Source organism: Nocardioides guangzhouensis (assembly GCF_004519545.1).
Classification (GTDB): Bacteria; Actinomycetota; Actinomycetes; order Propionibacteriales; family Nocardioidaceae; genus Nocardioides; species Nocardioides guangzhouensis.
Genome location: NZ_SDKM01000040.1, coordinates 1 through 23,738, shown reverse-complemented (window position 1 = coordinate 23,738; position 23,738 = coordinate 1). Strand labels below are relative to the sequence as shown.

At 71.4% G+C, this 23,738-nt stretch carries 28 protein-coding genes and 3 tRNA genes; 6 read left to right on the top strand and 25 right to left on the bottom strand.

What is annotated here, in order from left to right:
• Position 1: 1 nt before the first annotated feature.
• The 5 genes from EKO23_RS20670 to rplJ form a co-directional block, all read right to left on the bottom strand.
• A complete protein-coding gene (locus EKO23_RS20670; protein ID WP_134720255.1) occupies positions 2-832 on the bottom strand; it encodes an MlaE family ABC transporter permease in 831 nt (276 codons plus the stop codon).
• Positions 833-836: 4 nt separating this feature from the next.
• Entirely contained in the window at positions 837-1,622 is a 786-nt protein-coding gene (locus tag EKO23_RS20665; RefSeq protein WP_134720253.1) for an MlaE family ABC transporter permease, read from the bottom strand.
• 7 nt (positions 1,623-1,629) lie between these two features.
• Positions 1,630-2,586, bottom strand: coding sequence for an ABC transporter ATP-binding protein (locus EKO23_RS20660; RefSeq protein ID WP_134720251.1), 957 nt, complete (start codon positions 2,584-2,586; stop codon positions 1,630-1,632).
• Between the two features lie 356 nt (positions 2,587-2,942).
• A complete protein-coding gene (rplL, locus tag EKO23_RS20655; RefSeq protein WP_134720249.1) occupies positions 2,943-3,338 on the bottom strand; it encodes a 50S ribosomal protein L7/L12 in 396 nt (131 codons plus the stop codon).
• A 72-nt stretch (positions 3,339-3,410) separates the two neighbouring features.
• Complete coding sequence (rplJ, locus tag EKO23_RS20650) at positions 3,411-4,061, bottom strand: 50S ribosomal protein L10 (protein WP_134720247.1); 651 nt, start codon at positions 4,059-4,061, stop codon at positions 3,411-3,413.
• Between the two features lie 332 nt (positions 4,062-4,393).
• On the opposite strand from rplJ, the gene EKO23_RS20645 reads away from it, so the two are divergent.
• Positions 4,394-5,395: a DnaB-like helicase C-terminal domain-containing protein gene (locus EKO23_RS20645; protein WP_134720245.1), complete on the top strand. Its 1,002-nt coding sequence runs from the start codon at positions 4,394-4,396 to the stop codon at positions 5,393-5,395.
• Positions 5,396-5,528: 133 nt separating this feature from the next.
• On the opposite strand, the gene rplA is transcribed toward EKO23_RS20645, so the two are convergent.
• The 5 genes from rplA to EKO23_RS20620 form a co-directional block, all read right to left on the bottom strand.
• A complete protein-coding gene (rplA, locus tag EKO23_RS20640; protein ID WP_134720243.1) occupies positions 5,529-6,251 on the bottom strand; it encodes a 50S ribosomal protein L1 in 723 nt (240 codons plus the stop codon).
• A 147-nt stretch (positions 6,252-6,398) separates the two neighbouring features.
• Complete coding sequence (rplK, locus tag EKO23_RS20635) at positions 6,399-6,827, bottom strand: 50S ribosomal protein L11 (RefSeq protein ID WP_134720241.1); 429 nt, start codon at positions 6,825-6,827, stop codon at positions 6,399-6,401.
• A 260-nt stretch (positions 6,828-7,087) separates the two neighbouring features.
• Positions 7,088-7,999 (bottom strand): transcription termination/antitermination protein NusG, encoded by a 912-nt coding sequence (gene nusG / locus EKO23_RS20630; RefSeq protein ID WP_134720239.1) that lies wholly within the window; start codon positions 7,997-7,999, stop codon positions 7,088-7,090.
• Positions 8,000-8,057: 58 nt separating this feature from the next.
• On the bottom strand, positions 8,058-8,300 hold the full coding sequence (gene secE, locus EKO23_RS20625) for a preprotein translocase subunit SecE (RefSeq protein ID WP_167880576.1): 243 nt from the start codon (positions 8,298-8,300) through the stop codon (positions 8,058-8,060).
• Between the two features lie 35 nt (positions 8,301-8,335).
• Positions 8,336-8,408 (bottom strand) — tRNA-Trp (locus tag EKO23_RS20620).
• A gap of 162 nt (positions 8,409-8,570) precedes the next feature.
• Here EKO23_RS20620 and EKO23_RS20615 point away from each other — a divergent pair.
• Both EKO23_RS20615 and EKO23_RS20610 read left to right on the top strand, forming a co-directional pair.
• Positions 8,571-9,785 carry a pyridoxal phosphate-dependent aminotransferase gene (locus EKO23_RS20615; protein WP_217702729.1) on the top strand — a complete coding sequence of 405 codons (1,215 nt, stop codon included), beginning with the start codon at positions 8,571-8,573 and terminating at the stop codon, positions 9,783-9,785.
• Position 9,786: 1 nt separating this feature from the next.
• Positions 9,787-10,839: an adenosine deaminase gene (locus tag EKO23_RS20610; RefSeq protein WP_134720233.1), complete on the top strand. Its 1,053-nt coding sequence runs from the start codon at positions 9,787-9,789 to the stop codon at positions 10,837-10,839.
• Between the two features lie 66 nt (positions 10,840-10,905).
• Here the strand turns inward: EKO23_RS20610 and EKO23_RS20605 are convergent, their stop codons facing one another.
• From EKO23_RS20605 to EKO23_RS20575, 7 genes are all read right to left on the bottom strand, one after another.
• Positions 10,906-11,973, bottom strand: a complete 1,068-nt coding sequence (locus EKO23_RS20605; protein ID WP_134720231.1) for a UDP-N-acetylmuramate dehydrogenase — start codon at positions 11,971-11,973, stop codon at positions 10,906-10,908.
• Positions 11,966-12,349, bottom strand: a complete 384-nt coding sequence (locus EKO23_RS20600) for a MaoC/PaaZ C-terminal domain-containing protein (RefSeq protein ID WP_134720229.1) — start codon at positions 12,347-12,349, stop codon at positions 11,966-11,968. Before EKO23_RS20600 ends, EKO23_RS20605 begins: the two co-directional genes overlap by 8 nt.
• Complete coding sequence (locus EKO23_RS20595; protein WP_134720227.1) at positions 12,346-12,744, bottom strand: FAS1-like dehydratase domain-containing protein; 399 nt, start codon at positions 12,742-12,744, stop codon at positions 12,346-12,348. The genes EKO23_RS20600 and EKO23_RS20595 overlap by 4 nt, the downstream gene beginning before the upstream one ends.
• Before the next feature lie 21 nt (positions 12,745-12,765).
• On the bottom strand, positions 12,766-13,245 hold the full coding sequence (locus EKO23_RS20590; protein ID WP_134720225.1) for a group II truncated hemoglobin: 480 nt from the start codon (positions 13,243-13,245) through the stop codon (positions 12,766-12,768).
• A 105-nt stretch (positions 13,246-13,350) separates the two neighbouring features.
• Entirely contained in the window at positions 13,351-13,521 is a 171-nt protein-coding gene (gene rpmG, locus EKO23_RS20585) for a 50S ribosomal protein L33 (protein WP_134720223.1), read from the bottom strand.
• Between the two features lie 31 nt (positions 13,522-13,552).
• Positions 13,553-13,626, bottom strand: a tRNA-Met gene (locus tag EKO23_RS20580).
• A gap of 51 nt (positions 13,627-13,677) precedes the next feature.
• A tRNA-Thr gene (locus EKO23_RS20575) sits at positions 13,678-13,750 on the bottom strand.
• A 36-nt stretch (positions 13,751-13,786) separates the two neighbouring features.
• Here EKO23_RS20575 and EKO23_RS20570 point away from each other — a divergent pair.
• The gene (locus tag EKO23_RS20570) at positions 13,787-14,593 is read left to right on the top strand and encodes a thioesterase family protein (RefSeq protein WP_134720221.1); all 807 of its coding nucleotides are present in this window, start codon (positions 13,787-13,789) and stop codon (positions 14,591-14,593) included.
• Positions 14,594-14,599: 6 nt separating this feature from the next.
• Here the strand turns inward: EKO23_RS20570 and EKO23_RS20565 are convergent, their stop codons facing one another.
• From EKO23_RS20565 to EKO23_RS20555, 3 genes are read right to left on the bottom strand one after another with little or no spacing between them, the layout of a single operon-like run.
• A complete protein-coding gene (locus EKO23_RS20565; protein ID WP_134720219.1) occupies positions 14,600-15,304 on the bottom strand; it encodes a class III extradiol ring-cleavage dioxygenase family protein in 705 nt (234 codons plus the stop codon).
• Positions 15,301-16,161, bottom strand: coding sequence for a dihydropteroate synthase (gene folP, locus EKO23_RS20560; protein WP_134720217.1), 861 nt, complete (start codon positions 16,159-16,161; stop codon positions 15,301-15,303). Before folP ends, EKO23_RS20565 begins: the two co-directional genes overlap by 4 nt.
• Entirely contained in the window at positions 16,161-17,564 is a 1,404-nt protein-coding gene (locus tag EKO23_RS20555; protein ID WP_134720215.1) for an amidase, read from the bottom strand. The genes folP and EKO23_RS20555 overlap by 1 nt, the downstream gene beginning before the upstream one ends.
• Before the next feature lie 75 nt (positions 17,565-17,639).
• On the opposite strand from EKO23_RS20555, the gene EKO23_RS20550 reads away from it, so the two are divergent.
• Together EKO23_RS20550 and EKO23_RS20545 are read left to right on the top strand one after the other, a co-directional pair.
• Positions 17,640-19,007, top strand: coding sequence for an FAD-binding oxidoreductase (locus tag EKO23_RS20550; RefSeq protein WP_134720213.1), 1,368 nt, complete (start codon positions 17,640-17,642; stop codon positions 19,005-19,007).
• Positions 19,008-19,017: 10 nt separating this feature from the next.
• Positions 19,018-20,124, top strand: a complete 1,107-nt coding sequence (locus EKO23_RS20545) for a pyridoxal-phosphate-dependent aminotransferase family protein (RefSeq protein WP_134720211.1) — start codon at positions 19,018-19,020, stop codon at positions 20,122-20,124.
• A 162-nt stretch (positions 20,125-20,286) separates the two neighbouring features.
• Here EKO23_RS20545 and EKO23_RS20540 read toward each other — a convergent pair whose 3' ends face one another.
• The 5 genes from EKO23_RS20540 to EKO23_RS20520 form a co-directional block, all read right to left on the bottom strand.
• Positions 20,287-20,877 (bottom strand): DNA-3-methyladenine glycosylase I, encoded by a 591-nt coding sequence (locus EKO23_RS20540; RefSeq protein WP_134720209.1) that lies wholly within the window; start codon positions 20,875-20,877, stop codon positions 20,287-20,289.
• A gap of 107 nt (positions 20,878-20,984) precedes the next feature.
• Positions 20,985-21,701, bottom strand: coding sequence for a flavodoxin family protein (locus EKO23_RS20535; RefSeq protein ID WP_134720207.1), 717 nt, complete (start codon positions 21,699-21,701; stop codon positions 20,985-20,987).
• A 10-nt stretch (positions 21,702-21,711) separates the two neighbouring features.
• Positions 21,712-21,900, bottom strand: a complete 189-nt coding sequence (locus EKO23_RS20530) for a DUF1918 domain-containing protein (RefSeq protein ID WP_134720205.1) — start codon at positions 21,898-21,900, stop codon at positions 21,712-21,714.
• A 59-nt stretch (positions 21,901-21,959) separates the two neighbouring features.
• Entirely contained in the window at positions 21,960-22,973 is a 1,014-nt protein-coding gene (locus EKO23_RS20525; protein WP_134720203.1) for a pirin family protein, read from the bottom strand.
• A 21-nt stretch (positions 22,974-22,994) separates the two neighbouring features.
• Positions 22,995-23,570, bottom strand: a complete 576-nt coding sequence (locus EKO23_RS20520; protein WP_134720202.1) for a hypothetical protein — start codon at positions 23,568-23,570, stop codon at positions 22,995-22,997.
• Positions 23,571-23,738 lie beyond the last annotated feature (168 nt).

Below are 23,738 nucleotides of genomic sequence, written 5' to 3'. Positions count from 1 at the left end.
CTCACCCCGCCAGCCGCACGGTCGTCGAGGCACCCCAGATGGCCATGGACAGGAACAGGTCGATCACGTTGATGGCGACGATCGAGGTGCGGACCGCCTTGCCGACGGCGACGCCGACGCCGGCCGGGCCGCCGCTGGCGTTGTAGCCGTGGTAGCAGTGGATGAGGATCACCGCGACCGCGAACACCAGCACCTTGCCGAAGGACCACAGCACGTCGCCGGGGGGCAGGAACTGGTTGAAGTAGTGGTCGTAGGTGCCGGTGCTCTGGCCGAAGAACGCGGTGACCGTCAGCCGGGTCGCGAAGTACGACGACAGCAGGCCGACGACGTACAGCGGGATGATCGCGATCAGGCCGCCGATGATCCGCGTGGTCACCAGGAACGGCAGCGACGGGATCGCCATCACCTCGAGGGCGTCGATCTCCTCGGAGATGCGCATGGCGCCGAGCTGTGCGGTGAACCCGCAGCCCACGGTCGCGGCCAGCGCGATGCCGGCGACCAGCGGCGCGATCTCGCGCGTGTTGAAGTACGCCGAGACGAAGCCGGAGAACGCCGCGGTGCCGAGCTGGTTGAGCGCGGCGTAACCCTGGAGGCCGACCTCGGTGCCGGTGAAGAAGCACATCGCGGTGATCACGCCGACCGTGCCGCCGATGACCGCCAGCGAGCCGGAGCCCAGCGTCACCTCCGCGAGGATCCGCATGACCTCCTTCTTGTAGCGGCGGATGGTCCGCGGCGTCCACGCGAGCGCGCGGAGGTAGAAGGCCAGCTCCTGGCCGAGCTTGTCGAGCGCGCGACCGGGGCGCGCCACCGTGTCCCTGAACGAGTTGGCCATGGCGTCAACCCGTCTTCGGTGGGACGAGCTGGAAGTAGATCGCGCTCATCACGAAGTTGACGACGAACAGGAGCATGAAGGTGATGACGACGGACTCGTTCACGGCGTCACCGACGCCCTTCGGTCCGCCCGCGGCGTTCATGCCCTTGTAGGAGGCGACGATCGCGGCGATCAGTCCGAACACGAGGGCCTTGGCCATGCCTTGCCAGAGGTCCGGCAGCTGGGCCAGGGCGGTGAAGCTGGCGAGATAGGCGCCCGGTGTGCCGTCCTGCAGGACGACGTTGAAGACGTAGCCGCCGGCGACACCGACCACCGAGACGAGCCCGTTGAGGAAGACCGAGACCAGCATGCAGGCCAGCACCCGCGGCACCACGAGGCGCTGGATGGGGTCGATGCCCAGCACCATCATCGCGTCGAGCTCCTCGCGGATCTTGCGGGCGCCGAGGTCGGCCGCGATCGCCGACCCGCCGGCGCCGGCGATCAGCAGCGACGTCGCGATCGGGCCCGCCTCGCGCACCACGGCCAGCACCGCCGCGGAGCCGGTGAAGGACTGGGCGCCGAACTGCTTGATGAGGCCGCCCACCTGGAGCGCGATCACGGCTCCGAACGGGATCGCGACAAGAGCGGTCGGGATGATCGTGACCGAGGCGATGAACCAGGCCTGCTGGAGGAACTCGCGGGTCTGGAAGGGCCGTCTGAACAGGTTGCGGCCGACGTCGAGACCGAAGGCGAACAGCTTGCCTGCGGTCCCGATCGGCGCCAGCGCCCGGGTAGCGGTGAGGGAGGCCATCTGTCGCTCAGACCCCCGCTGCCACGTCGGCGTTGGCGGACTCGAACGAGCCGGGCGGCGGGGTCACGCCGTTCTCGCGGCACCACTCGCCGGCGGGACGCTGGCTGCGTCGCGGGATGCCGTTGGACGGGTCGAGCTGGAGCGGGATCGGCGGCAGCGGCGGGAGCTCCTGGTCCTTCTCGGCCTCGAGCTCGTCGGCGTCCTTCTCCTCGGACATGCCGATCGGTCCGACCCGCTGGGCGTTGAGGAACTGGCGGACCACCGGCTCCTCGGAGCTGAGCAGCATCTCGCGCGGACCGAACATCGCCAGGTGGCGGTGGTAGAGCAGCCCGATGTTGTCCGGCACGGTCCGGGCGGTGTTGATGTCGTGGGTGACGATCAGGAACGTGGCGTCGATCTGCGCGTTCAGGTCGACGATCAGCTGGTTGAGGAACGCCGTGCGGACCGGGTCGAGACCGGAGTCCGGCTCGTCGAACAGCACGATCTCGGGGTCGAGGACCAGCGCGCGGGCCAGTCCGGCGCGCTTGCGCATGCCGCCGGAGATCTCGCCCGGGAGCTTGTCCTCGGCGCCGAGCAGGCCGACGAGGTCCATCTTCTCCATGACGATGTCGCGGATCTCGGACTCGGACTTGCGGGTGTGCTCGCGCAGCGGGAAGGCCACGTTGTCGTAGAGGTTCATCGAGCCGAACATGGCGCCGTCCTGGAACAGCACGCCGAACAGCTTGCGGATCTCGTAGAGCTCCTTCTCGGAGCAGGTGGCGATGTCGGTGCCCTCGATGACGATCGAGCCCTTGTCGGGCTTGAGCAGGCCGATGAGAGTCTTGAGGAAGACGGACTTGCCGGTGCCGGACGGCCCGAGCATCACGCAGATCTCGCCGGGCGGAACGGTCAGGGTGACATCACCCCAGATCAGCTGCTTGCCGAACGACTTGGACAGGTCGTCGACCTCGATCGCAACACCCATGCCGGACCCTTTCCTCCCTCTTCGGAACTGCGCACGCGGCCACCGCCGGTGGGCAGACCTCCCGTACCCCCACCCGAGACAACGGCCACGGTCTCGATTGGTTACGCGTCAATTTCGGGGACGGTCACGCCGCGGTGACCGGAGGGATACTGGCGCGTAACAAAGGAGACGTCCAGACCAGTGCGACCTTTGTCACGTCCGGCACGTACCCATTTCGCCGGGGTTGCGCACGGCCGTCCGCGCCAGCGACCCGCCCGGGTCCGCGCCGGAAATGCACGAGGGGCGGACGAGCATTGCTCGTCCGCCCCACGTGTGGGTTGCGGTGCCGGGTCACCCGAGGGCGACCCGGTCGCGGGTCACTTGACGGTGACGGTGGCGCCGGCGCCCTCGAGGGCCTCCTTGGCCTTCTCCGCGGCGTCCTTGGCGACCTTCTCCAGGACCGCCTTCGGGGCGGCCTCGACCAGCTCCTTGGCCTCCTTCAGGCCGAGGCTGGTGAGCGCGCGCACCTCCTTGATGACGTTGATCTTCTTGTCACCGGCGGCCTCGAGGACGACGTCGAACTCGTCCTGCTCGGCGGCGGCCTCGGCGCCACCGGCGGCCGCGCCACCGGCCGCGGGAGCGGCGGCAACGGCGACCGGAGCGGCGGCGGTCACGCCGAAGGTCTCCTCGAACTGCTTCACGAACTCGGAGAGCTCGATGAGGGTCATTTCCTTGAACGCGTCGAGCAGCTCGTCAGTGCTGAGCTTCGCCATGATGGCGTGTCCTTCCGTTTGGTGGCCCGTCCGGGATCGGTCGGCGGGCCGGGTTTTCAGGTGGTGCCTGGATCAGGCTTCGGGGGCCTCGTCGGCGGCCTCCGCGGCGGGAGCCTCGTCGGCCTCCGCAGCGGGAGCCTCGTCAGCGGCTACCGGGGCTTCCTCGGCAGGAGCCGGCGTACCGGCACCACCCGCGAGGATCGTGGGGTCCTGCTCCGCCTTGGCCTGCAGGGCGCCGGCGAGCCGGGCAGCCTGCGAGATCGGGGCGTTGAGCAGGTAGACGGCCTGGGAGAGCGAGGCCAGCATCGCGCCGGCCAGCTTGCCCAGCAGCACCTCGCGCGACTCGAGGTCGGCCAGCCTGGCGACCTCCTTCGCGTCGAGGAGCCCGCCGTCGAGGACGCCACCCTTGATGACAAGGGCAGGGTTCGCCTTGGCAAAGTCACGCAGACCCTTGGCCGCCTCGACCACGTCGCCGTTGATGAAGGCGATGGCGGTCGGGCCGGTCAGCAGGTCGTCGAACCCGTCGATCCCCGCCTCCTTGGCGGCGATCTGGGCGAGCGTGTTCTTGACCACGGCGTAGTTGGCGTTCTCGCCGAGGGAGCGCCGCAGGTCCTGCAGCTGCTTCACGGTGAGACCGCGGTACTCGGTCAGCACAGCGCCCGCGGCGTTGTTGAACGAGTCAACGACCTCCGCGACGGCTGCTGCCTTGTCTGGCCGCGCCATGGGTCTCCTTCTTTCGTCTGGTGAGGCCACCGCACCGGCCCGCAAATGACGAACGCCCCGGCGCAGGCCAGGGCGTGGACGACCCGTAGGGTCGGAGCTCTGTCACCTGCGCAGGCCGTCCGCGTCTCCGCGGCACCTTCGGTCACGCTGCTGGGCAGCACGACGACCGGCGGTCTCTGGTTACGGTCGGGAAGTCTAGGCGGAGTCCGGACGGCGGACCAAATCCGCGTCGTCCCGGACCGGGTGGCCGATCGGTCGGAGGTCTGACCCGTCCGGGCGATTTCGGACCATTTCGGTCACCTCGGCTCCCCAGTTCTGCTGCCATATGACGCGTGGACCTCCAGATGCAGTCGCTGAGCGACGTACTCACCCGCGCGGAGAACCGCCTGCGCGGCAGCGCTCACGCCCCCGCGCGCATCTGGCCGACCGGGTTCGACCCGCTCGACCACCACCTGATGGGTGGATTCCGCGCCGGGGAGCTGATCCTGATCGCGGGGCCCCAGGGCCTCGGCAAGACCACCTGGGCGCTCCAGGTCGGCCGCAACATCGCCCGGGACGGGCGCCCCGTCGCCTACTTCTGCTTCGAGCACGACCCGCAGTCGCTGCTCGAGCGACTGGTCGCGCTGGAGGCCGGTGAGGCGGGCGGCTTCGACGCCCCTGACCTGCGCCGGATCCGCTCCGCGTTCGAGCCCGGCGACCACCGCAACGGCACCGTCGGCGACCGGCTCTCGGACAAGCGGGGCGGCGCCGAGGCCGTCGAGCGGGTCGCGGTGTACGCCGACCGCTACCACCTGCACCGGTCCAGCGGCCGCTCCACCAGCCTCGACGTGATCCGCGACGCTGTCGAGCAGATCGGTCGCGACTGCGGCCAGCTGCCGTTCGTGGTCGTGGACTACCTCCAGAAGGCGCACGTGCCCGGCGGACCGCCGCTGGAGGAGGACCGGATCACGATCGTGGTCGAGGGCCTCAAGGACATGGCGCTGGACCTCGACATCCCGATCCTCGCGGTCGCCGCCGGCGACAAGCAGGGCATCTCCTCGGGTCGCCGGATGCGCGCCGCGCACCTGCGCGGCTCCTCGGCACTGGCCTACGAGGCGGACGCGCTGCTGATCCTCAACAACAAGTTCGACGTCGTCGCCCGGCACCACCTGGTCTACGACCTCGGCAACGCCGAGCGGTTCAAGTCCTGGGCGGTGCTCAGCATCGAGAAGAACCGCAGCGGCGTGGACAAGGTCGACATGGAGTTCCGGACCCGTCTCGACCAGAGCCGCTTCGAGCAGCAGGGCGGCATGGTCGGGGAGCAGCTCGTCGACGAGCGCCTGTTCGTCGACTGACCACGACGTACGCCGGTCGGGAGGGCCCGGCGTACGTCGGCGCGGGAGGAGATGAGCTGGGCCTCGTGCCCCGCCGACCGGCGGGGGCACGAGGCCCAACTCATGTCCGGGCTCGGCCCGGCTCGTCAGTGCATCACTCGTTCGACGTGTCGTCCTCGGCCGCGAGGTTGCGGGTGCGGTTCGGGTCGACCTGGACGCCGGGGCCCATGGTCGTCGAGAGGGTGACCTTCTTGATGTAGCGGCCCTTGGAGCTGGACGGCTTGAGCCGCAGCACCTCCTCGAGGGCGGCCGCGTAGTTCTCCGCCAGCGCGACCTCGGAGAACGAGGCCTTGCCGATGATGAAGTGGAGGTTCGCGTGCCGGTCGACGCGGAACTCGATCTTGCCGCCCTTGATGTCGGAGACGGCCTTCGCCACGTCGGGGGTGACGGTGCCGGTCTTCGGGTTCGGCATGAGTCCGCGCGGGCCGAGCACGCGGCCGAGGCGGCCGACCTTGCCCATCATGTCCGGGGTGGCGACCACGGCGTCGAAGTCGATCCAGCCGCCGGCCACCTTGTCGATGAGCTCGTCGCCACCGACGATGTCGGCGCCTGCCTCGCGGGCGGCGTCGGCCTTCTCGGCGTTCGCGAAGACGAGCACGCGGGCGGTCTTGCCGGTGCCGTGCGGCAGGTTGACCGTGCCGCGGACCATCTGGTCGGCCTTGCGGGGGTCGACGCCGAGGCGCATGACGACGTCCACGGTCTCGTCGAACTTCTTCTTGCTGGCGGCCTTGGCGATCTTGATCGCGGCCAGCGGGGCGAAGATCTCGTTCTTGTCGAACGACTCCGTCGCCGCGCGGTAGGTCTTGCTGCGCTGCATGGTGTTCCTACTTTCGGAAGATGTGGTGAGCGGACCAGCGCGGTCCTTCCACGGGTGGGTCGGTCGGTGGTGACGCCGCACCCCCGGCACCCGCCGGGAGTGGTCAGTCGGTGGTGACGCCGCACCCCCGGCACCCGCCGGGAGTGGTCAGTCGGTGGTGACGCCCATCGACCGGGCGGTGCCCTCGACGATCTTCATCGCCGCGTCGATGTCGTTGGCGTTCAGGTCGGGGAGCTTGGTCGTCGCGATCTCGCGGACCTGGTCCTTGGTCAGCTTGCCGACCTTCTCCTTGTGCGGGACCGACGAGCCCTTCTGCAGACCGGCAGCCTTCTTGATCAGCTCGGCGGCCGGCGGGGTCTTGGTGATGAACGTGAACGAGCGGTCCTCGTAGATGGTGATCTCGACCGGGATCACGTTGCCGCGCATCGACTCGGTCTGCGCGTTGTAGGCCTTGCAGAACTCCATGATGTTCACGCCGTGGGGACCGAGGGCGGTACCCACCGGCGGGGCCGGAGTCGCGGCGCCAGCCTGCAGCTGCACCTTGACCAGGGCAGCGATCTTCTTCTTGGGAGGCATCTTCGATGTTCTCTTTCTGTCTCGTGGTCATGACGAGGAGTACGGCGTACGCCTCTGCCACCTGCTGCTTGCCGGATCCGGGGACCGGGCAACCGAACCATTGTGCTGTGTGCTTCCGCGATCGCGAAATCCGAGCCATCGAGTTCCGCGACGTGCTGGGTTTCGAGACGCGTCACGCAGGCCCTCGCTACGCTCGGGACTGCGTCGACGCTCCTCAACCTCTTCGGCTCTCCTGGCCCTCGCAAGCTCGGGCCAGGGCCTCAGACCTTTTGAATCTGGGAGAAGCTGAGCTCGACCGGGGTCTCCCGGCCGAAGATCTCGACGAGGGCCTTGACCCTCTGGGACTCGGCGTTGATCTCGGTGATCGTCGCGTGGAGCGTGGCGAACGGCCCGTCGACCACCATGACCGAGTCGGACACGTCGAAGTCGGCGACCTCGACCGGCTTCTTGGCGGCGCCGGTCGCGGCAGCGGTGGGCGTGCCCGCAGCGGCCGCCTCGGCCTCGGCGGCGGCGACCACGGCGGGGGCCAGCATGTCCTCGACCTCGGACATGCTCAGCGGCACCGGCTGGTGGCTGTGGCCGACGAAGCCGGTGACGGACGGGGTGTGGCGGACCGCGGCCCAGGACTCGTCGGTGAGGTCCATGCGAACCAGGACGTAGCCCGGGAGCACGGTGCGCTTGACCAGCTTCCGCTGGCCGTTCTTGATCTCCGCGACCTCCTCGATGGGGACCACGATCTCGTGGATGTAGTCCTCCATGTTGAGGGAGATGATGCGGTTCTCGAGGTTCGCCTTCACCCGGTTCTCCATGCCGGAGTAGGTGTGCACGACGTACCAGTCGCCGGGCTTGGCCCACAGGGTGCGGCGGAACTCCTCGAGCGGGTCCTCGCCCTCGGCGGCCTCCTCGGTCGCGTCCTCGTCGGTCGCCTCCTCGGTGACCTCGTCCCCGTCGACGGCGACCTCGTCGTCCGTCGGGGTCTCGTCGGCGACCTCGTCGTCCGTCGGGGTCTCGGCGGCGTCCTCGTCCTCGTCGGCGACGTCGGCGGCGACCCGCTCGACGAGGGCGTCCTCGGGGGTGGTCCCGGCTGCGGGCTGGGTCTCGTCGACCGTCGACTCGCCCGTGGCCTCGGCCACTGTCTCGTCGTACTGCTCCGACACGTGTTGCTCCGTCATCTCGTCTGGCTGTCAAGGGCCCGGGCGCCGGTCCCGGCGGGACCGGTCGGGCGGTTCACTACTGGGTGTCGCGGCCGGCGAAGATCTGGAAGACCAGCTTGCCGAAGGCCAGGTCGAGCAGCGACACCAGCGTCATCATGACCACCACGAACACCATGACCACGAAGAAGTACGTGACCAGCTGCTCCTGAGTCGGCCAGACGACCTTGCGCAGCTCGGCGACGACCTGGCGGTAGAACGTGGCCGGGCTCGTGCGCTCGCGCTTGTCGCCCGAACGCCGAACCGAACTGCTGTCCGACACGTCCTTCACCTTCCGCTGGTCATCCGATCGTCTTGCAGGGCACGAGGGACTTGAACCCCCAACCTTCGGTTTTGGAGACCGATGCTCTGCCAGTTGAGCTAGTGCCCTCCGATGGCCTCGTCAGCCACCGCCGCCGCGCCGCTTTTCGAAACGTCGAGGGCAGGACTGAGCATCAGTGAGATCCACCAAGCGGGAAGTCTACGTCGAAGACCGAGACGGCGTCCAAACCGGGTCCGGGACGGCCCCGTCGGGGGTCCTAGGATGGGCCGCATGACTGAGACCGCCTCCCCCCGCTCCCGCCGAGTCTCCCAGCGGATCGGCTCCATCGCCGAGTCCGCGACGCTCAAGGTCGATGCGAAGGCGAAGGCGCTCAAGGCCGAGGGCCGCCCGGTGATCGGGTTCGGCGCGGGCGAGCCGGACTTCCCGACTCCGGGGTACGTCGTCGAGGCCGCCGTCGAGGCCTGCCGCGACCCGAAGAACCACCGCTACACCCCCGCCGGCGGGCTCCCCGAGCTCAAGAAGGCGATCGCCGAGAAGACCCGCCGCGACAGCGGGCTCGAGGTCGAGCCGACCCAAGTGCTGGTCACCAACGGCGGGAAGCAGGCGATCTACTCGGCGTTCGCGACGATGCTGGACCCGGGCGACGAGGTGATCGTCCCGGCGCCGTACTGGACGACGTACCCCGAGGCCATCCAGCTCGCGGGCGGTGTCACCGTCGAGGTGCTCGCCGACGAGACGCAGGACTACAAGGTCACCGTCGAGCAGCTCGAGGCCGCGCGCACCGAGCGCACCAAGGTGCTGCTGTTCGTGTCGCCGTCGAACCCCACCGGCGCCGTCTACACCGCCGAGGAGATCCGCGAGATCGGCGCCTGGGTGCACGAGCACGGCCTGTGGGTGCTGACCGACGAGATCTACGAGCACCTCGTCTACGACGGCGTGGAGACCGGCTCGCTGCCGGTGCTGTGCCCGGACGTCGCCGACTACTGCGTGGTCGTCAACGGGGTGGCGAAGACCTACGCGATGACCGGCTGGCGGGTGGGCTGGATGATCGGCCCGGCCGACCTGGTGAAGGCGGCCACCAACCTCCAATCGCACGCCACCTCCAACGTCAGCAACGTCGCGCAGCGGGCCGCGATCGCTGCCGTCACCGGCGACCTGACCGCGGTCGACGAGATGAAGGTGGCCTTCGACCGGCGCCGGCGGACCATCGTCTCGATGCTCAACGACATCGAGGGCGTGGTCTGCCCGACCCCGCTCGGCGCGTTCTACGCCTACCCGTCCGTGAAGGGCCTGCTCGGCCGGGAGTACGACGGCCGGCAGGTCGAGACCTCCGCCGAGCTCGCCGAGTACATCCTCGACGCCGCCGAGGTCGCCGTGGTCCCGGGCGAGGCGTTCGGGTCACCCGGCTACCTCCGGCTCTCCTACGCGCTCGGCGACGACGACCTGGTCGAGGGCGTGACGCGCCTCCAGAAGCTGTTCGCCTGAGGTGGCGCTCGGCGCTGGTCGGGAGGGCACGGCCCGTCGCGACCTGACGGACCTGCCCAAGGCGCACCTGCACCTGCACTTCACGGGGTCGATGCGTCACGCCACCCTGGTCGAGCTGGCCGCGCGGGACGGCGTGCACCTGCCCGACGCGCTGGTCGAGGACTGGCCGCCGCAGCTCTCGGCCGCGGACGAGAAGGGCTGGTTCCGGTTCCAGCGGCTCTACGACGTCGCGCGGTCGGTGCTCCGCACCGAGGACGACGTACGCCGGCTGGTGCTCGAGGCGGCCGAGGACGACGTCCGTGACGGTGGCCGGTGGCTGGAGATCCAGGTCGACCCCAGCGGGTACGGCGCCCGGTTCGGCGGGATCACGGCGTTCACCGACCTCGTCCTCGACTGTGTCCGCGACGCCTCCGAGCGGACCGGGCTGGGCATGGCCGTGCTGATCGCGGCCAACCGCACCCGGCACCCCCTGGACGCGCGCACCCTCGCCCGGCTGGCCGGCCAGTACGCCGGCCGCGGCGTGGTCGGGTTCGGCCTGTCCAACGACGAGCGGCGCGGCACCACGTCCGAGTTCGGCCCGGCGTTCGCGATCGCCGAGCGGGCCGGGCTGCTGCTGGCGCCGCACGGCGGCGAGCTGCGTGGGCCGGAGAACATCCGGGACGTCCTCGACCACCTGCACGCCGACCGGCTCGGCCACGGCATCCGGTCCGCGGAGGACCCGGCGCTGCTGGAGCGGGTCGTCGAGTCCGGGGTGGCCCTCGAGGTCTGCCCGGTCTCCAACGTGGCCCTGGGCGTCTACTCGGACCTGACGTCGGTGCCCCTGCCGCAGCTGATGGAGGCCGGCGCCACGATCGCGCTCGGCGCCGACGACCCGCTGCTGTTCGGCTCGCGGCTCGAAGGCCAGTACGCCACCATGCGGGCCGCCCACGAGCTCACCGACGCCCAGCTCGCTGAGCTCGCCCGGATGTCGTTCCGGGCGTCACGGGCGCCGTCCGACGTGGTGGAGCGGTCGCTGGCGGACATCGACGCCTGGTTGAAGGCCGAGCCCGTCTGAGCGCGCGCGGGACGTCATGCGATCCGGCCGCCCGGGGCGCCCGGGCGGCCAGCTCGGATGACGTCCTCAGAGCTCGCAGCCGACCAGCACCGGCTCGTTGACCAGCCGGACCCCGAACCTCTCGGCGACCCCGTCGCGGACCTCGCGGGCCAGCCGGAGCAGGTCCTCGGTGGTGGCGCCGCCGCGGTTGGAGAGCGCCAGGGTGTGCTTGGTGGAGAGGCTGGCGCGGCCGCCGTGCAGGTCGAGGCCGTAGCCCTTGCCGAAGCCGGCCCGCTCGATCAGCCAGGCGGCGCTGGTCTTCACCGTGCCGTCGGGCTGCGGGAACCGCGGGGCGTCGTCGGGCAGCTCCGCGGCCTGCTCCGCGGTGAGGAACGGGTTGGTGAAGAACGAGCCGGCGCTCCACGTGTCGTGGTCCTCGGGGTCCAGCACCATGCCCTTGCCGGCGCGCAGGCCCAGCACCGCGCGGCGTACCTGCGGGAGCGTGGCGCGCTCCCCCGGCTCGACGCCGAGCGCGCGGGCGAGCTCGGCGTACTTCACCGGCGCGCCGAGGTCGCCGGTGCGGAACTGGAAGGTCACCGACAGCACGACGTACCGGCTCGGGTCGGCCTTGAACCGACTGGTCCGGTAGCCGAAGCCGCAGTCGGCGGCCGGGATGGTGCGGACCTGCCGGTCCTCCCGGTCCCAGGTGCGGACCGAGGCGACGGTCTCGGAGACCTCCTGGCCGTAGGCCCCGACGTTCTGGATCGGGGTGGCGCCGACCGAGCCCGGGATGCCGGACAGGGCCTCGATCCCCACCCAGCCCGCGTTCACCGCGCGGGCGACCAGGTCGTCCCACACCTCGCCGGCGGCGACCGTGACCAGCACCCCCCCGCAGGTCGGGTCCCCTGTGTCCTCGACGTCGGCCCTGATCCCGCGGGTCGAGATCTGCACGACTGTCCCGTCGAAGCCCGCGTCGGCGACCACCAGGTTGCTGCCGCCGGCGACGAGGAGCACGTCGCGACCGGCGTCGTCCGCGGCGCTGACGGTGCCCACCACCTCGGCCTCGGACGTGGCGTCGACGAGGTGGGCGGCGGGGCCGCCGAGGCGCAGCGTCGTGAGCTCGGCCAGGCGTCGCCCGGGCCCGTGCTCAGACACGAACCACGGCCCTGGGTGCCCCGAGCACCTTCTCCCCGCCGCAGGTGACCTCGAGCGCGATCGTCGCCACGCCGTCGGAGGGGTCGCCCATCGTCCCGGCGACGGTGACCTCCGTGCCCGCGTCACCGGCCGGCACGACGACCGGCTTCGTGAACTTGCAGCCCAGCTCGACCACCCGGCCGGGGCCGGTCCAGGACTCGACGGCGCGGGCGACCAGGGCCATCGTGAACATGCCGTGGGCGATCACGCCGGGCAGGCCGACGCTCTTCGCCACGTCCTCGTCCTGGTGGATCGGGTTCTGGTCGCCGCTGGCGTTCGCGTAGGCGACCAGGTCGGCCCGGGTGACCGTGAACGTGCGGGGCTCGAGGGTGCTCATGCGGCACCTCCGCCGTGCACGAGGGTGGCCGCCGCGGTGCAGACCAGCGCGCCGCCGGCGTCGCGCACCTCGCTGGTGGTCCGGATGATGTCGGCCCCGCCGAGCGAACGGACCCCGGACACCCCGAGGGTGGCGGTGAGCACGTCGCCGACCTCGATCGGCCGCTCGTAGGTGAACTTCTGGTCGCCGTGCACGATCCGGTGCAGGTCGATCTGCTCGGCGTCGAGGAAGGCGAACATGGCGTCGAAGGTGAGCACGATGGGGTAGGTCGGCGGCACCTGGCCGGCGTACTCCCCGCCGGTGGCCTCGACGAACGCGCGTACGTGGTCCTCGGTCACCTCACGGGGCGCCGACGACGGGAACTCCCGGCCGACGAGGGACTGGTCGATGGGCATACGAGGAACGCTAGCAGCGCCTCAGGGGAGGTACGGCGGGGCGACTCCCCAGCCCCAGCGCGGGACCGGCGCCTCCTCGACCACCTCGGCGCCGGGCTGCGAGTTGTGCAGCGCGAGCCGGGTGCCCCACTCGACGTACCCGACGAACGCGGCGCGGAACTCCGGGTCGTCGGGCAGCCCGGCGTCGTCCGCGGCCAGGCTCATCAGCGAGGCGAACCGGGACCGCTGCTCCGGGGTGATCCCGAGCCCGCGGTGGTGGTCGAGCATCCGGCGGTAGCCGCCCAGCGTCGCGGTGTACGCCGGGTCGCCGCCGAAGACCTCGACCCACCAGGCCGTGACGTGCGCCCGGTGCTCCTCGGGGACGCCGCCGGGGAACAGGGGCGCGAGCAGGTCGTCGCGCTCGACCCGGTCGTAGAAGGCGTCGATCAGCCGCCGGAACGCGGTCGCCCCGCCTGCCCAGTCGTGCAGGGTCGGCACCGGCTCGGGCTCGTCGTGGGTCACCCGGTCATCGTGGCACCGCGGGTCCGGATGTGCGACGCGAAATGGCGCGAGGGCGGCACCCGACCGGGTCGGGTGCCGCCCTCGCGGACGATGAAGGGAAGAGCCTCAGCGGGTCTCGCGGTGCGCGGTGTGCTTGCGGCAGCGCGGGCAGAACTTCTGCAGCTCGAGGCGGTCGGGGTCGTTCCGACGGTTCTTCTTGGTGATGTAGTTGCGCTCCTTGCAGTCCACGCACGCGAGCGTGATCTTCGGGCGAACGTCAGAGCTCTTGCTGGCCACGGGAAGTCCTTCGTCGAATGGTTGATCTGAGTAGCGGGGGCGGGACTCGAACCCGCGACACCACGATTATGAGCCGTGTGCTCTAACCACCTGAGCTACCCCGCCACCGGGACGGGGCGCCCCGCCGGACTAGCGTACGGCGGGACCCCAACCCAGAGCCCCTTTACGGAATCGAACCGTAGACCTTCTCCTTACCATGGAGACGCTCTGCCGACTGAGCTAAAGGGGCAACGAGCGAGAAGAATACACACGCTGGCGGGAGAAGATGAAATCGGCTTCAGAGGGCTCGTTCTACCTCCCGACGGACGCTCCGGACGAGGTGCTCGCGACCCCGGCGACCGCCGGTCCGTGGAGCGCGACGGCCCAGCACGGGGGCCCTCCGTCGGGGCTGCTGACCCGGGCGCTCGAGGCGCTCCTGGAGCCTGGGCAGACGCTCTCCCGGATCTCGGTCGACCTGCTCGGACCGGTGCCGGTCGGGCGACTGCGAGTCGCCACGTCGGTCGAGCGGCCGGGACGGACCGTCGCCCTCCTCTCGGCCTCGCTGCACGACGTCGCGGCCGGTCGACCGTGCGCAGTGGCGCGGGCCTGGGTGGTCCCGGCGGCGGACGACGGCCCGGGGAAGGACGTGCCGCTCCCCCACGGTCCCGCGGACGGCGCCCCGGGTGACCTGCCCGCCTCCTGGGTCCGGGGGTACGTCGACCACGTGACCTGGTCCTGGGTCTCCGGCGCCGTGCTCTCACCGGGTGCTGCCACCGTATGGATGCGGCCGGCCGTCCCGCTGCTGCCGGGCGAGCCACTGACCGGACTGCCGATGCTGATGACCTGCGTCGACTCTGCGTCCGGCGTCTCGGCGGCGCTCGACCCGGCGGAGTGGTCGTTCATGAACACCGAGATCACCGTGCACCTGCTCCGGGAGCCGTTCGGCGACTGGGTGTGCGTGGACGCCACGAGCACGCTCGGCCCGGCCGCGACCGGCATCGCGACCGCGACGGTGCACGACGAGGCCGGGCTGGTCGCCCGGACCACCCAGTCGCTGCTGGTCACCCGGCGGCGGGACCGCCGGCCGGACTGAGCGTTCTCAGCGCCAGAGCGCGACGAACCAGCTGAGCCCGTAGGGGTCGTCGCGGTAGCGCAGCTCGGCGGACACCGGCGCCAGCACGGCCGCGGCGACCGGCCAGGTCAGCCGGCCGGTGGCGAGCAGCTCCGCGCCGAGGGCCTCGTCCAGCCCCGCCAGGGCACCCGTGTCGCCGGACCCGAGCGCCGCAGCGACCGCGTCGTCGTACGCGAAGGAGCGGTCGTCGATGTACCCCGGCGCACCGTCCCGTCGGCAGGCTGCACCGTCGCCGAGCACGAGCAGCGCGGTTCCCGGCTCGTTGAGTTGCGCCTCCCTGATCGGCGAGGCCCCAGCAAGGCGCGACTCGACGTCAGCGAGGCGCGACTCGACGTCAGCGGGGCGCGACTCGACGCCAGCGAGGCGCGACTCAACGGGGCCCGGGCACGCGACGTACGTCGCGGGGAGGGTGCAGCCCGCCAGCTCCAGCAGGTGCTCCCCGACCTGGCTGCCGAGCGGGCGGCCGCCGGCCACCCGGCCGGACGGGTCCCACCAGGCGGCCGGCGCCTCGCGGCCGTCGACCGGGACCAGCACGGTCACCGCCTCGGCCCCGTCCGTCGCGTCGTGCACCGCGGCGACCGCGGCCGCGCGCAGGTCTCCCGCCGCGTCCGCTCCGCCCGAGAGGTGGCGGAACAGCAGCGGCGTCATCGGGCAGAACGCCGCGGCGGTCATGCCAGCGCCCTGGTCGCCCGGGCCGGGGGCCGGTCGCCCCGGATCGCGGCGACCATGTCGAGCACCTGCTTCGTCTCGACCACCTCGTGCGCCCGGTACACCCGGGCGCCGTGCCAGGCACTGACCGCGGTCGCGGCGAGCGTGCCGGTCAGCCGCCGGTCGGTGGGCAGGTCGAGGGCCTCGCCGACGAAGTCCTTGTTGGACAGCGACACCAGCACCGGCCAGCCGGTCGCCACCATCTCGTCCAGCCGCCTCGTGATCTCCAGCGAGTGCCAGGTGGTCTTCTCGAAGTCGTGGGCCGGGTCGATCAGCACCGACTCCCGTGGCACCCCGACGGCCACGGCCCGCTCGGCCAGCGCGACCGTGTCGTCGATCGCGGACCGCACCACGTCGGCGTACGACGCCCGGTGCGGGGGCCTGCGCGGCTCGGCGCCGTTGGTGTGCGTGCAGACGTACGCCGCGCCGAACTCGGCGGCGACCTCGATCAGCCCCGGGTCGTGCCCGCCCCACGCGTCGTTCATCAGGTCCGCGCCCGCGGCGCACACCTCGCGGCCGACCGACGCGCGCCAGGTGTCGACCGAGATCACGAGGTCGGGGAACTCCTCCCGTACCCGCGCGACGAAGCCCACGGTCCGGCGGATCTCCTCGGTCTCGTCCACGGCGTCGCCCGGGCCGGCCTTCACGCCGCCGACGTCGACGATCGCGGCTCCCTCGTCGACGACCCGGCGGACCCGGTCGAGCGCGGCGTCCTCGGCGTACGTCGCGCCCCGGTCGTAGAACGAGTCGCGGGTGCGGTTGACGATCGCCATCACCAGCATCGCGGCGTCGTCGAACTCGTGCCGCCCCAGTCGCAGCATCAGACCGCCTGGATCCGGGCGAAGGGTGCCGCGGCCTCGAGCTCGTAGGCCAGCTCGAGCAGCATGGCCTCGCGGCCGGCACCGGCGGCGAACATCATGCCCTGCGGCAGCCCGGCGGCGGTGGTGGCCAGCGGAAGGGAGATGGCCGGCTCGCCGGTGGCGTTCTGAACCGGCGTGAACGCGACCCAGTCCATGAGCCGCTCGATGGTCTGCTCGTAGCCGCCCGCCGGGTCTAGGTGCCCGAGCAGCGGCGTGGCGGTGGCCACCGTCGGGGTCAGGCAGACGTCGTACTCCTCGAAGAAGCGGGCCGACCGCGCCTTCGACCGGGCCAGCCGGGAGATCGACAGCGGCAGCCGCCAGGCGTTGCGGCGGCAGTGCCGGGCCAGGCCGAGGGTCAGCTCGTCGAGCTTGGCCGCGTCCCACGAGCGGCCCTGGTTGAGCCGGCCGGCGCGGACGATCGCCATCGCAAGCATCGACCAGTAGAGGAGGAAGTCGTCGCGGAAGCTGTCGGGCACCGGCGCGTCGACCTCGGTGACCCGGTGCCCGAGCTCCTCGAGCAGCGCGGCCGTCTTCAGGGCCAGCTCGCGGACCTCCGGGGAGGCGCCACGGCCGAGCGACTCGGTGACCACGGCCACGGTGAGGCGGTGGTGGCCGGGCCGGGTGATGTCGCCGACCGGCGCCAGCGCCAGGTTGCGGTAGACCTTCTCCGCCTCGCGGTAGAACGCGGCGGTGTCGCGGACGGTGCGGGTGAGCACGCCGTCGGACACGATCCGCACCGGCATGTCGCGCATCATCTTGTCCTGGGCCAGCCGGCCGCGGGTGGGCTTGAGCCCGACCAGCCCGTTGACCGACGCGGGGATCCGGATCGAGCCGCCGCCGTCGTTGGCGTGGGCCAGCGGTACGGCGCCCGCGGCGACCAGCGCGGCCGACCCGGCGGAGGACGCCCCGGCGGTGTGGTCGCGGTGCCACGGCGAGCGGACCGAGCCCAGCCGGGCGTGCTCGGCGGATGCGCTGAACCCGAACTCCGAGAGCTGGGTCTTGCCGAGCGGCAGCAGCCCGGTCGCGAGGTACATCCGCGCGAAGTCGCCGTCCTCCTTCGCCGGCCGCGCGACGTACGCGTCGGAGCCCTGCTGGGTCGGCATCCCGGCGACGTCGACGTTGTCCTTCACGAACGTCGGGATCCCGGCGAAGTAGCCGCCGTGCGGGTCGCGGGCGAGCACCCGGGCCCGGTCGAAGGCGCTCCAGGCGACCGCGTTGAGGTCGGGGTTCACCGCCTCGACCCGGGCGATCGCGGCGTCCACGACCTCCGGCACCGAGACCGTCCCGGACTGGATCCGCTCGACCAGCCCGACCGCGTCGAGGTCGTCGAGTACGTCGTCACCGAACGCGTGCAACGAGGTCATGCCGACACGCTACCCACCGGTTCGTGGCCCTCCGGCACGCAGACGCATCGTGGCGCGGGATGGTTGAGTGGACGCATGGACGAGCACGCCCTGGCCGAGCTGACCGACGTCCTGCCCGACGGCGTGGTGGTGACCGACCCGATCACCATGGAGAAGTACCGCTTCGACCGCTCCCAGGACACCGGCACCGGCACCCCGGCCCTCGTCGTCCGGGCCGAGGATGCCGCGCAGGTGCAGGCCGCCGTGCGCTGGGCGGCCCGGCACCGGGTGGCCTTGGTCCCGCGCGGCGCCGGCTCCGGGCTCTCCGGCGGGTCCAGCGCCGTCGACGGCGGCATGGTGCTCTCCCTGGAGCGGATGCGGTCGGTCGAGGTCGACGCCGACTGCCAGGTGGCCGTGGTCGAGCCCGGGGCGTTCAACGCCGAGGTCAAGGAGGCGGCCGCGGTGCACGGGCTGTGGTACCCGCCCGACCCCTCGTCGTACGAGTTCTGCTCGATCGGCGGCAACATCGCGACCAACGCCGGCGGCCTGTGCTGCGTGAAGTACGGCGTGACGACCGACTACGTGCTCGGCCTCGACGTGGTGCTGGCCGACGGCACCCTGGTCACGCTCGGCGGCAAGCGGATCAAGGACGTCGCCGGGCTGTCGCTGATGAAGCTGTTCATCGGCAGCGAGGGCACGCTCGGCGTGGTCACCCGCGCGGTGCTGCGGCTGGTGCCCGAGCAGGCGGCCCGCTCGACGATGGTCGCGACCTTCCCGACCGTCGACGCCGCCGCCCGGGCCGTCGTAGCGATGCGGCGCACGATGCGGCCGTCGATGCTGGAGCTGATGGACCAGGCGTCGATCAACGCCGTCGAGGACCACAGGCCGCGCGGGCTGGACCGCTCCGCCGGCGCGCTGCTGGTCGCCCAGTCCGATGCCCCCGGGACCGCGCGCACCGAGGAGGTCGCGCTGATGAGCGCCACCTGCGAGGCCGAGGGCGCGACCGAGGTGTTCGTCACCGACGAGGCCGAGGAGGGCGAGATGTTCGTCGAGGCGCGGCGGCTGGCGATCCCGGCGATCGAGGCACAGGCGGCGCTGATGCTGGAGGACGTCGGTGCCCCGGTGCCGCTGCTCCCCGACCTGCTGGCCGCGATCGGCGAGGTCGCGGCGGCGTACGACGTCCGGATCCCGGTGATCGCGCACGCCGGCGACGGCAACACCCACCCGATCGTGATGTACGACCCGACCGACGCGGAGTCCGAGAAGCGCGCGCTCGCGGCGTTCCGTGAGGTGATGCAGCGGGCGATCGACCTCGGCGGCACGATCACCGGCGAGCACGGCGTCGGCCGGATGAAGAAGGAGCTGCTGCCGGCCCAGCTCGGGCCGGACGTGATGGCGCTGACCCGGCGGGTCAAGGACGCCCTCGACCCGGAGGGGATCCTCAACCCGGGTGCGGTTCTGTAGGTTCGCAGGCATGGCTCTCGTCGACCGCAAGCTCTTCGGACCCGGCCCCGGCAACCCCTACCCCGAGGCCACCTCCGCCCTCGGCCAGCCGCTGCTCGGCCACCTCGACCCGGTCTTCCTGTCCCTCATGGACGAGACCTGCGACCGGCTGCGCACGGTGTGGGGCACCACCAACGCCCGTACCATCCCGCTCTCCGCGACCGGCTCGGCCGGCATGGAGGCGTCGTTCGTCAACACCGTCTCCGACGGCGACGTGGTCGTGGTCGCGGTCAACGGCCTGTTCGGTCAACGGATGTGCGACGTCGCGGCCCGCTGCGGCGCCGAGGTGGTGCCGGTCGAGCACGAGTGGGGCGCGCCGGTCGACGTCGACCGGGTGCTCTCCGCCCACCCCTCTCCCAAGGTCGTCGCGGCGGTGCACGCGGAGACCTCGACCGGGGTCCGCTCCGACATCGCCGCGCTCGGTGCCGGCAAGGGCGACGCGCTGCTGCTCGTCGACGCGGTCACCTCGATCGCCGGCATCGAGCTGCGGGCCGACGACTGGGGCATCGACGTGGGGTACGCCGGCACCCAGAAGTGCCTCGGCGTGGCCCCCGGCCTGGCGCCGTTCACGATCAACGACCGGGCGTTCGCGCGGCGGGTGGAGAAGCCGCAGTCGTGGTACCTCGACCTCGGCCTGCTCGGTGGGTACGTCGGCGAGGCCAGCGGCTCCGGCGGCCGGACCTACCACCACACCGCCCCGACCGCGATGGTGGCCAGCCTGCACGCCGGCCTCGGCCGGATCCTCGAGGAGGGGCTGGAGAACGTCTGGGCCCGGCACGCCGAGGCCGGCCGCCTCCTCCAGAGCGGCCTGCTGGAGATGGGGCTGGAGCTGTTCGCGCAGGAGGGCTCGCGACTGCCCGAGCTGACCACGGTCAAGGTGCCCGACGGCGTCGACTCGGCCGCCGTCCGCAAGATCCTGCTGGAGCGGCACGGCATCGAGATCGGTGCCGGCGCCGGCGCGTACGCCGCGACCGTGTGGCGGATCGGCCTGATGGGTCACAACGCCCGCCCCGACGCCGCGCTGCTGGCGCTGGCCGCGCTCGCCGACGCGCTCGCCGAGGTCGGCTGGAAGCCCTGACGCCGAGCCGTGCGACACGGCGGGCCGAACCGTGCGACATGGCGGGGCTCCTCAACCAGCGGCCATACGACAGGCCCCTCAACCAGCGGCTATCGGTGGTTGAGGAGGGCCGAGGAACCCGTCTCGAAACCACCGCCCAGCGGCCGGCACTTGCGGGGCTGGTCAGGCCTGGGACCAGATGCCGCTGATGCCGCGGCGGTGACAGCCGACCAGGTGGGCGTCGACGATGCCGATCGCCTCCATGAGGGCGAACATCGTGGTCGGCCCGACGAACGTGAAGCCCTTCTTCTTCAGGGCCTTCGACAACGCCAGCGACTCCGGGGAGCTGGTCGGCATCTGCTCGCTGGTCTCCGGCGCGGGGGTCTGCTCGGGCTTGAACGACCAGACGAAGTCCTCCAGCCCGCCGTCCCGACGCAGCTCGAGCGCGGCCCGGGCGTTGGTGCGCGCGGCGGCCACCTTCTGCCGGTTGCGGACGATGCCGGCATCCTCCATCAGGGCGGCCAGCCTCGCGTCGTCGTACGCCGCGACCTTCTCGACGTCGAACCCGTCGAACGCCGCCCGGAACGCCGGCCGCTTGCGCAGGATCGTCAGCCAGGACAGGCCGGACTGGAACGCCTCCAGGGTCAGGCGCTCGAAGACGGCGGCCTCGCCGTGGACCGGCCGTCCCCACTCCTCGTCGTGGTAGGGCAGGTTGTCGCCCACCGCCCACGGGCAGCGCGCGATCCCGTCGTCCCCGGTCACCGGTCCGGCCATGGGGCCATCCTGACCCATGCCACCGACAACCGGTCAGCGCGGCGCAACTCAACGCACAGCGCGGCGCAACTCAACGCACAGCGCGGCGCAACTCAACGAGACAGGGATCAGGAGCGGTACTCGGGGTTCTCGTAGTCGAAGCGGGCGCCGGCGTTCCACTCCGACCGCTGGTTGCCGTACGCCGGGACCCCGCCGGCGTCCTTGAGCAGCTGCGCGAGGTGCATGAGGTTCCAGGTCATGAACGTCGTGTTGCGGTTGGTGAAGTCGTTCTCGGGGCCACCGCTGCCGGGATCGAGGTACGACGGCCCGGGTCCGGCCTCGCCGATCCAGCCGGCGTCGGCGTTGGGCGGGATCGTGTAACCCACGTGCTGGAGGCTGTAGAGGATGTTCTGCGCGCAGTGCTTGATGCCGTCCTCGTTGCCGGTGATCAGGCAGCCGGCGACCCGGCCGTAGAAGAGGTACTGACCCTTGTCGTTGAGCTGCCCGCTCAGCGAGTAGATCCGCTCGATCACGCGCTTGGTGACGCTGGAGTTGTCGCCGAGCCAGATCGGGCCGGCGATGACGAGGATGTCCGCGGCCAGCAGCTGCGGGGTGACGTCCACCCAGGCGTCCCTCTCCCAGCCGTGCTCGCGCATGTCGGGGTAGACGCCGGTGGCGATGTCGAGGTCGACCGCGCGGATCTCCTCGACGGTGACGCCGTGCTTGAACATGATCGCCGAGCTGGCGTCGATCAGTCCCTGGGTGTGGCTCGGCTCGGGGCTCCGCTTCAGCGTGCAGTTGACGTAGAGCGCGGTCAGCCCGCTGAAGTCCCAGTCGTCGCTCATCGACGGCCGGTCATCGCTGCCGAGGGACGACGTGGGCGTCGGGCCCCGGGAACGTCAGCCCCTCGTGACCGTCGGACCAGCGGACGAGGTACGGCGGGGCGCCGTCCTGCCCGTGCACCTCGACGACCTCGCCCTCGCGGCGTCCGTCGTCCACCTTCCTGCCTTCGACGACCAGCCGGTCGCCCACCGTAGCCCGCATCTCGACCTCCTCCCTCCCACAGTGCCTCTCCCGGGACGTGCTGTCGAGGGCCGGTCGAGTCAGCGCCGCTCCCTGAGCCGGGCGTTCGGCAGGGCCGGTGCCGGAATCGGCGGCAGGTGCTCACCGACGACGACGCCGAACCGGCCGTCCGCGACCTCCTGGCCGTCGCCCACGACCACTCCGTCCCGGGTGACCTGGGCCTGCCACGCGTCGCGGTACCCGACGATCTCCTCGTGGCTGCGGCCGACGAAGTTCCACCACATCACGATCGACTCCCCGAACGGCTCGCCGCCGAGCAGCAGCACCCGTGCCTCGTCGTACGCCGTGAGCTCGAGCCGGTCGTGCCCCGGCGCGACGTAGGCCAGGTCGCCGGGCTTCGCGTCGGTCGCGGGCAGGTCGGGCGGGCAGCCGACGCCGACCAGTCCGGTGTCGACGAGGACGCCGTGCTCGTGGGCCGGGTCGATGTCGAGCGCGAGCGTCGCCCCCGGGGCGAGCACGACCTCGGCCCCGAGCAGGGGCGTGTGCGTGCGCACCGGCGAGGTCTCGCCGAGCAGCGACCCGAGGAAGACCCGCGCCTCCCAGCCGGGGCCACGTCGTGGCTGCGGGGCGTGGTGCTGGAAGCCGGGCTCGACGTCACGGGCACCGTCCGGCAGCGCGACCCACAGCTGGGCGCCGTGCAGCACCTCGGTGCCGGGTGTGGACACCTCGGAGTGGCTGATCCCGCGGCCGGCGGTCATCAGGTTGACCTCGCCGGGCCGCACCAGCGCGTGGTTGCCGGCACTGTCCCGGTGCTCGATCTCGCCGGTGAAGAGCCAGCTCACCGTCTGCAGACCGGTGTGCGGGTGCGGCGCCACGGACATGCCGCCGCTGTCGGCCACGTCGTCCGGCCCGTAGTGGTCGAGGAAGCACCAGGCCCCGACGAGGCTGCGGTGCCGCTGCGGCAGGGTCCGGCGCACGTGCATGGCGCGCGGCCCGCCGAGCGGCACCTCCCGCGGGGTGAGCAGCTCCACGCCGACGAGCTGGTCACCTTCCGTGCAGACGACCTCGCCCGGTTCCCGCTCCTGGTTGCTCATGCCTCCCAGTGTGCACGCGGGTCAGCTCAGCGCGGGCACGACGGCGGAGCAGAAGTCGTCGGAACGGCCGGTCGAACCGAGGATCAGCTCGGAGCTGATCTCCTCGTCGTCCTCGGGGTCCGCCGGGTCGTGCACGTCGATGACGACGTGGAAGCGGACCTGGCCCGGATTGCGGGCGATGGCCTTTCCGCTGCTGTCGTAGACCGTGGCGTTGCCGGTCCCGAACCAGACGATGTCGAGGAGGCCGCCGCCGAGGTCGACGACCTTCAGGTCCTTGGACATCGTCCTCTCATGCGAGGTCACGTAGGTCCCGTTGGCGACGTTGGTGATCCGGTTCCGGAACTCGGCGTGCTCGGCGTAGTACGCCAGCTGGGCTGCGCCCCGGGTCTTCCAGGTGTACGCGATGTGGACGGTCCCCTCGAAGGTGACGTCGAGGCCCGGGACATCGCAGAAGTCCTCGCCGGAGTCGCTGAACGATTCGTCGATCACGCCGCGCTCGACGACACGTGCGTCGGCGGGGCCGGTTAGGGCGGCCGCAACCACCGCGAGCATGCCGAGCACGGCCGGGAGGCGGAGGTGGAGGTGGAGGTGTCTCATGTCTGTCCCTTTCGTCCCGTGGGTCCGAATCGACCGAACGTAGCGACGCCCTCCGGGGCTACGACAGGCCCGAAATGACTGCACCACCCCCAGCACGCGGCTGGGGGTGGTGCAGACAGGTGGCTCAGGCGAGGACCGTGTCGAGCGGTACGGAGGCCATGGCGTGGG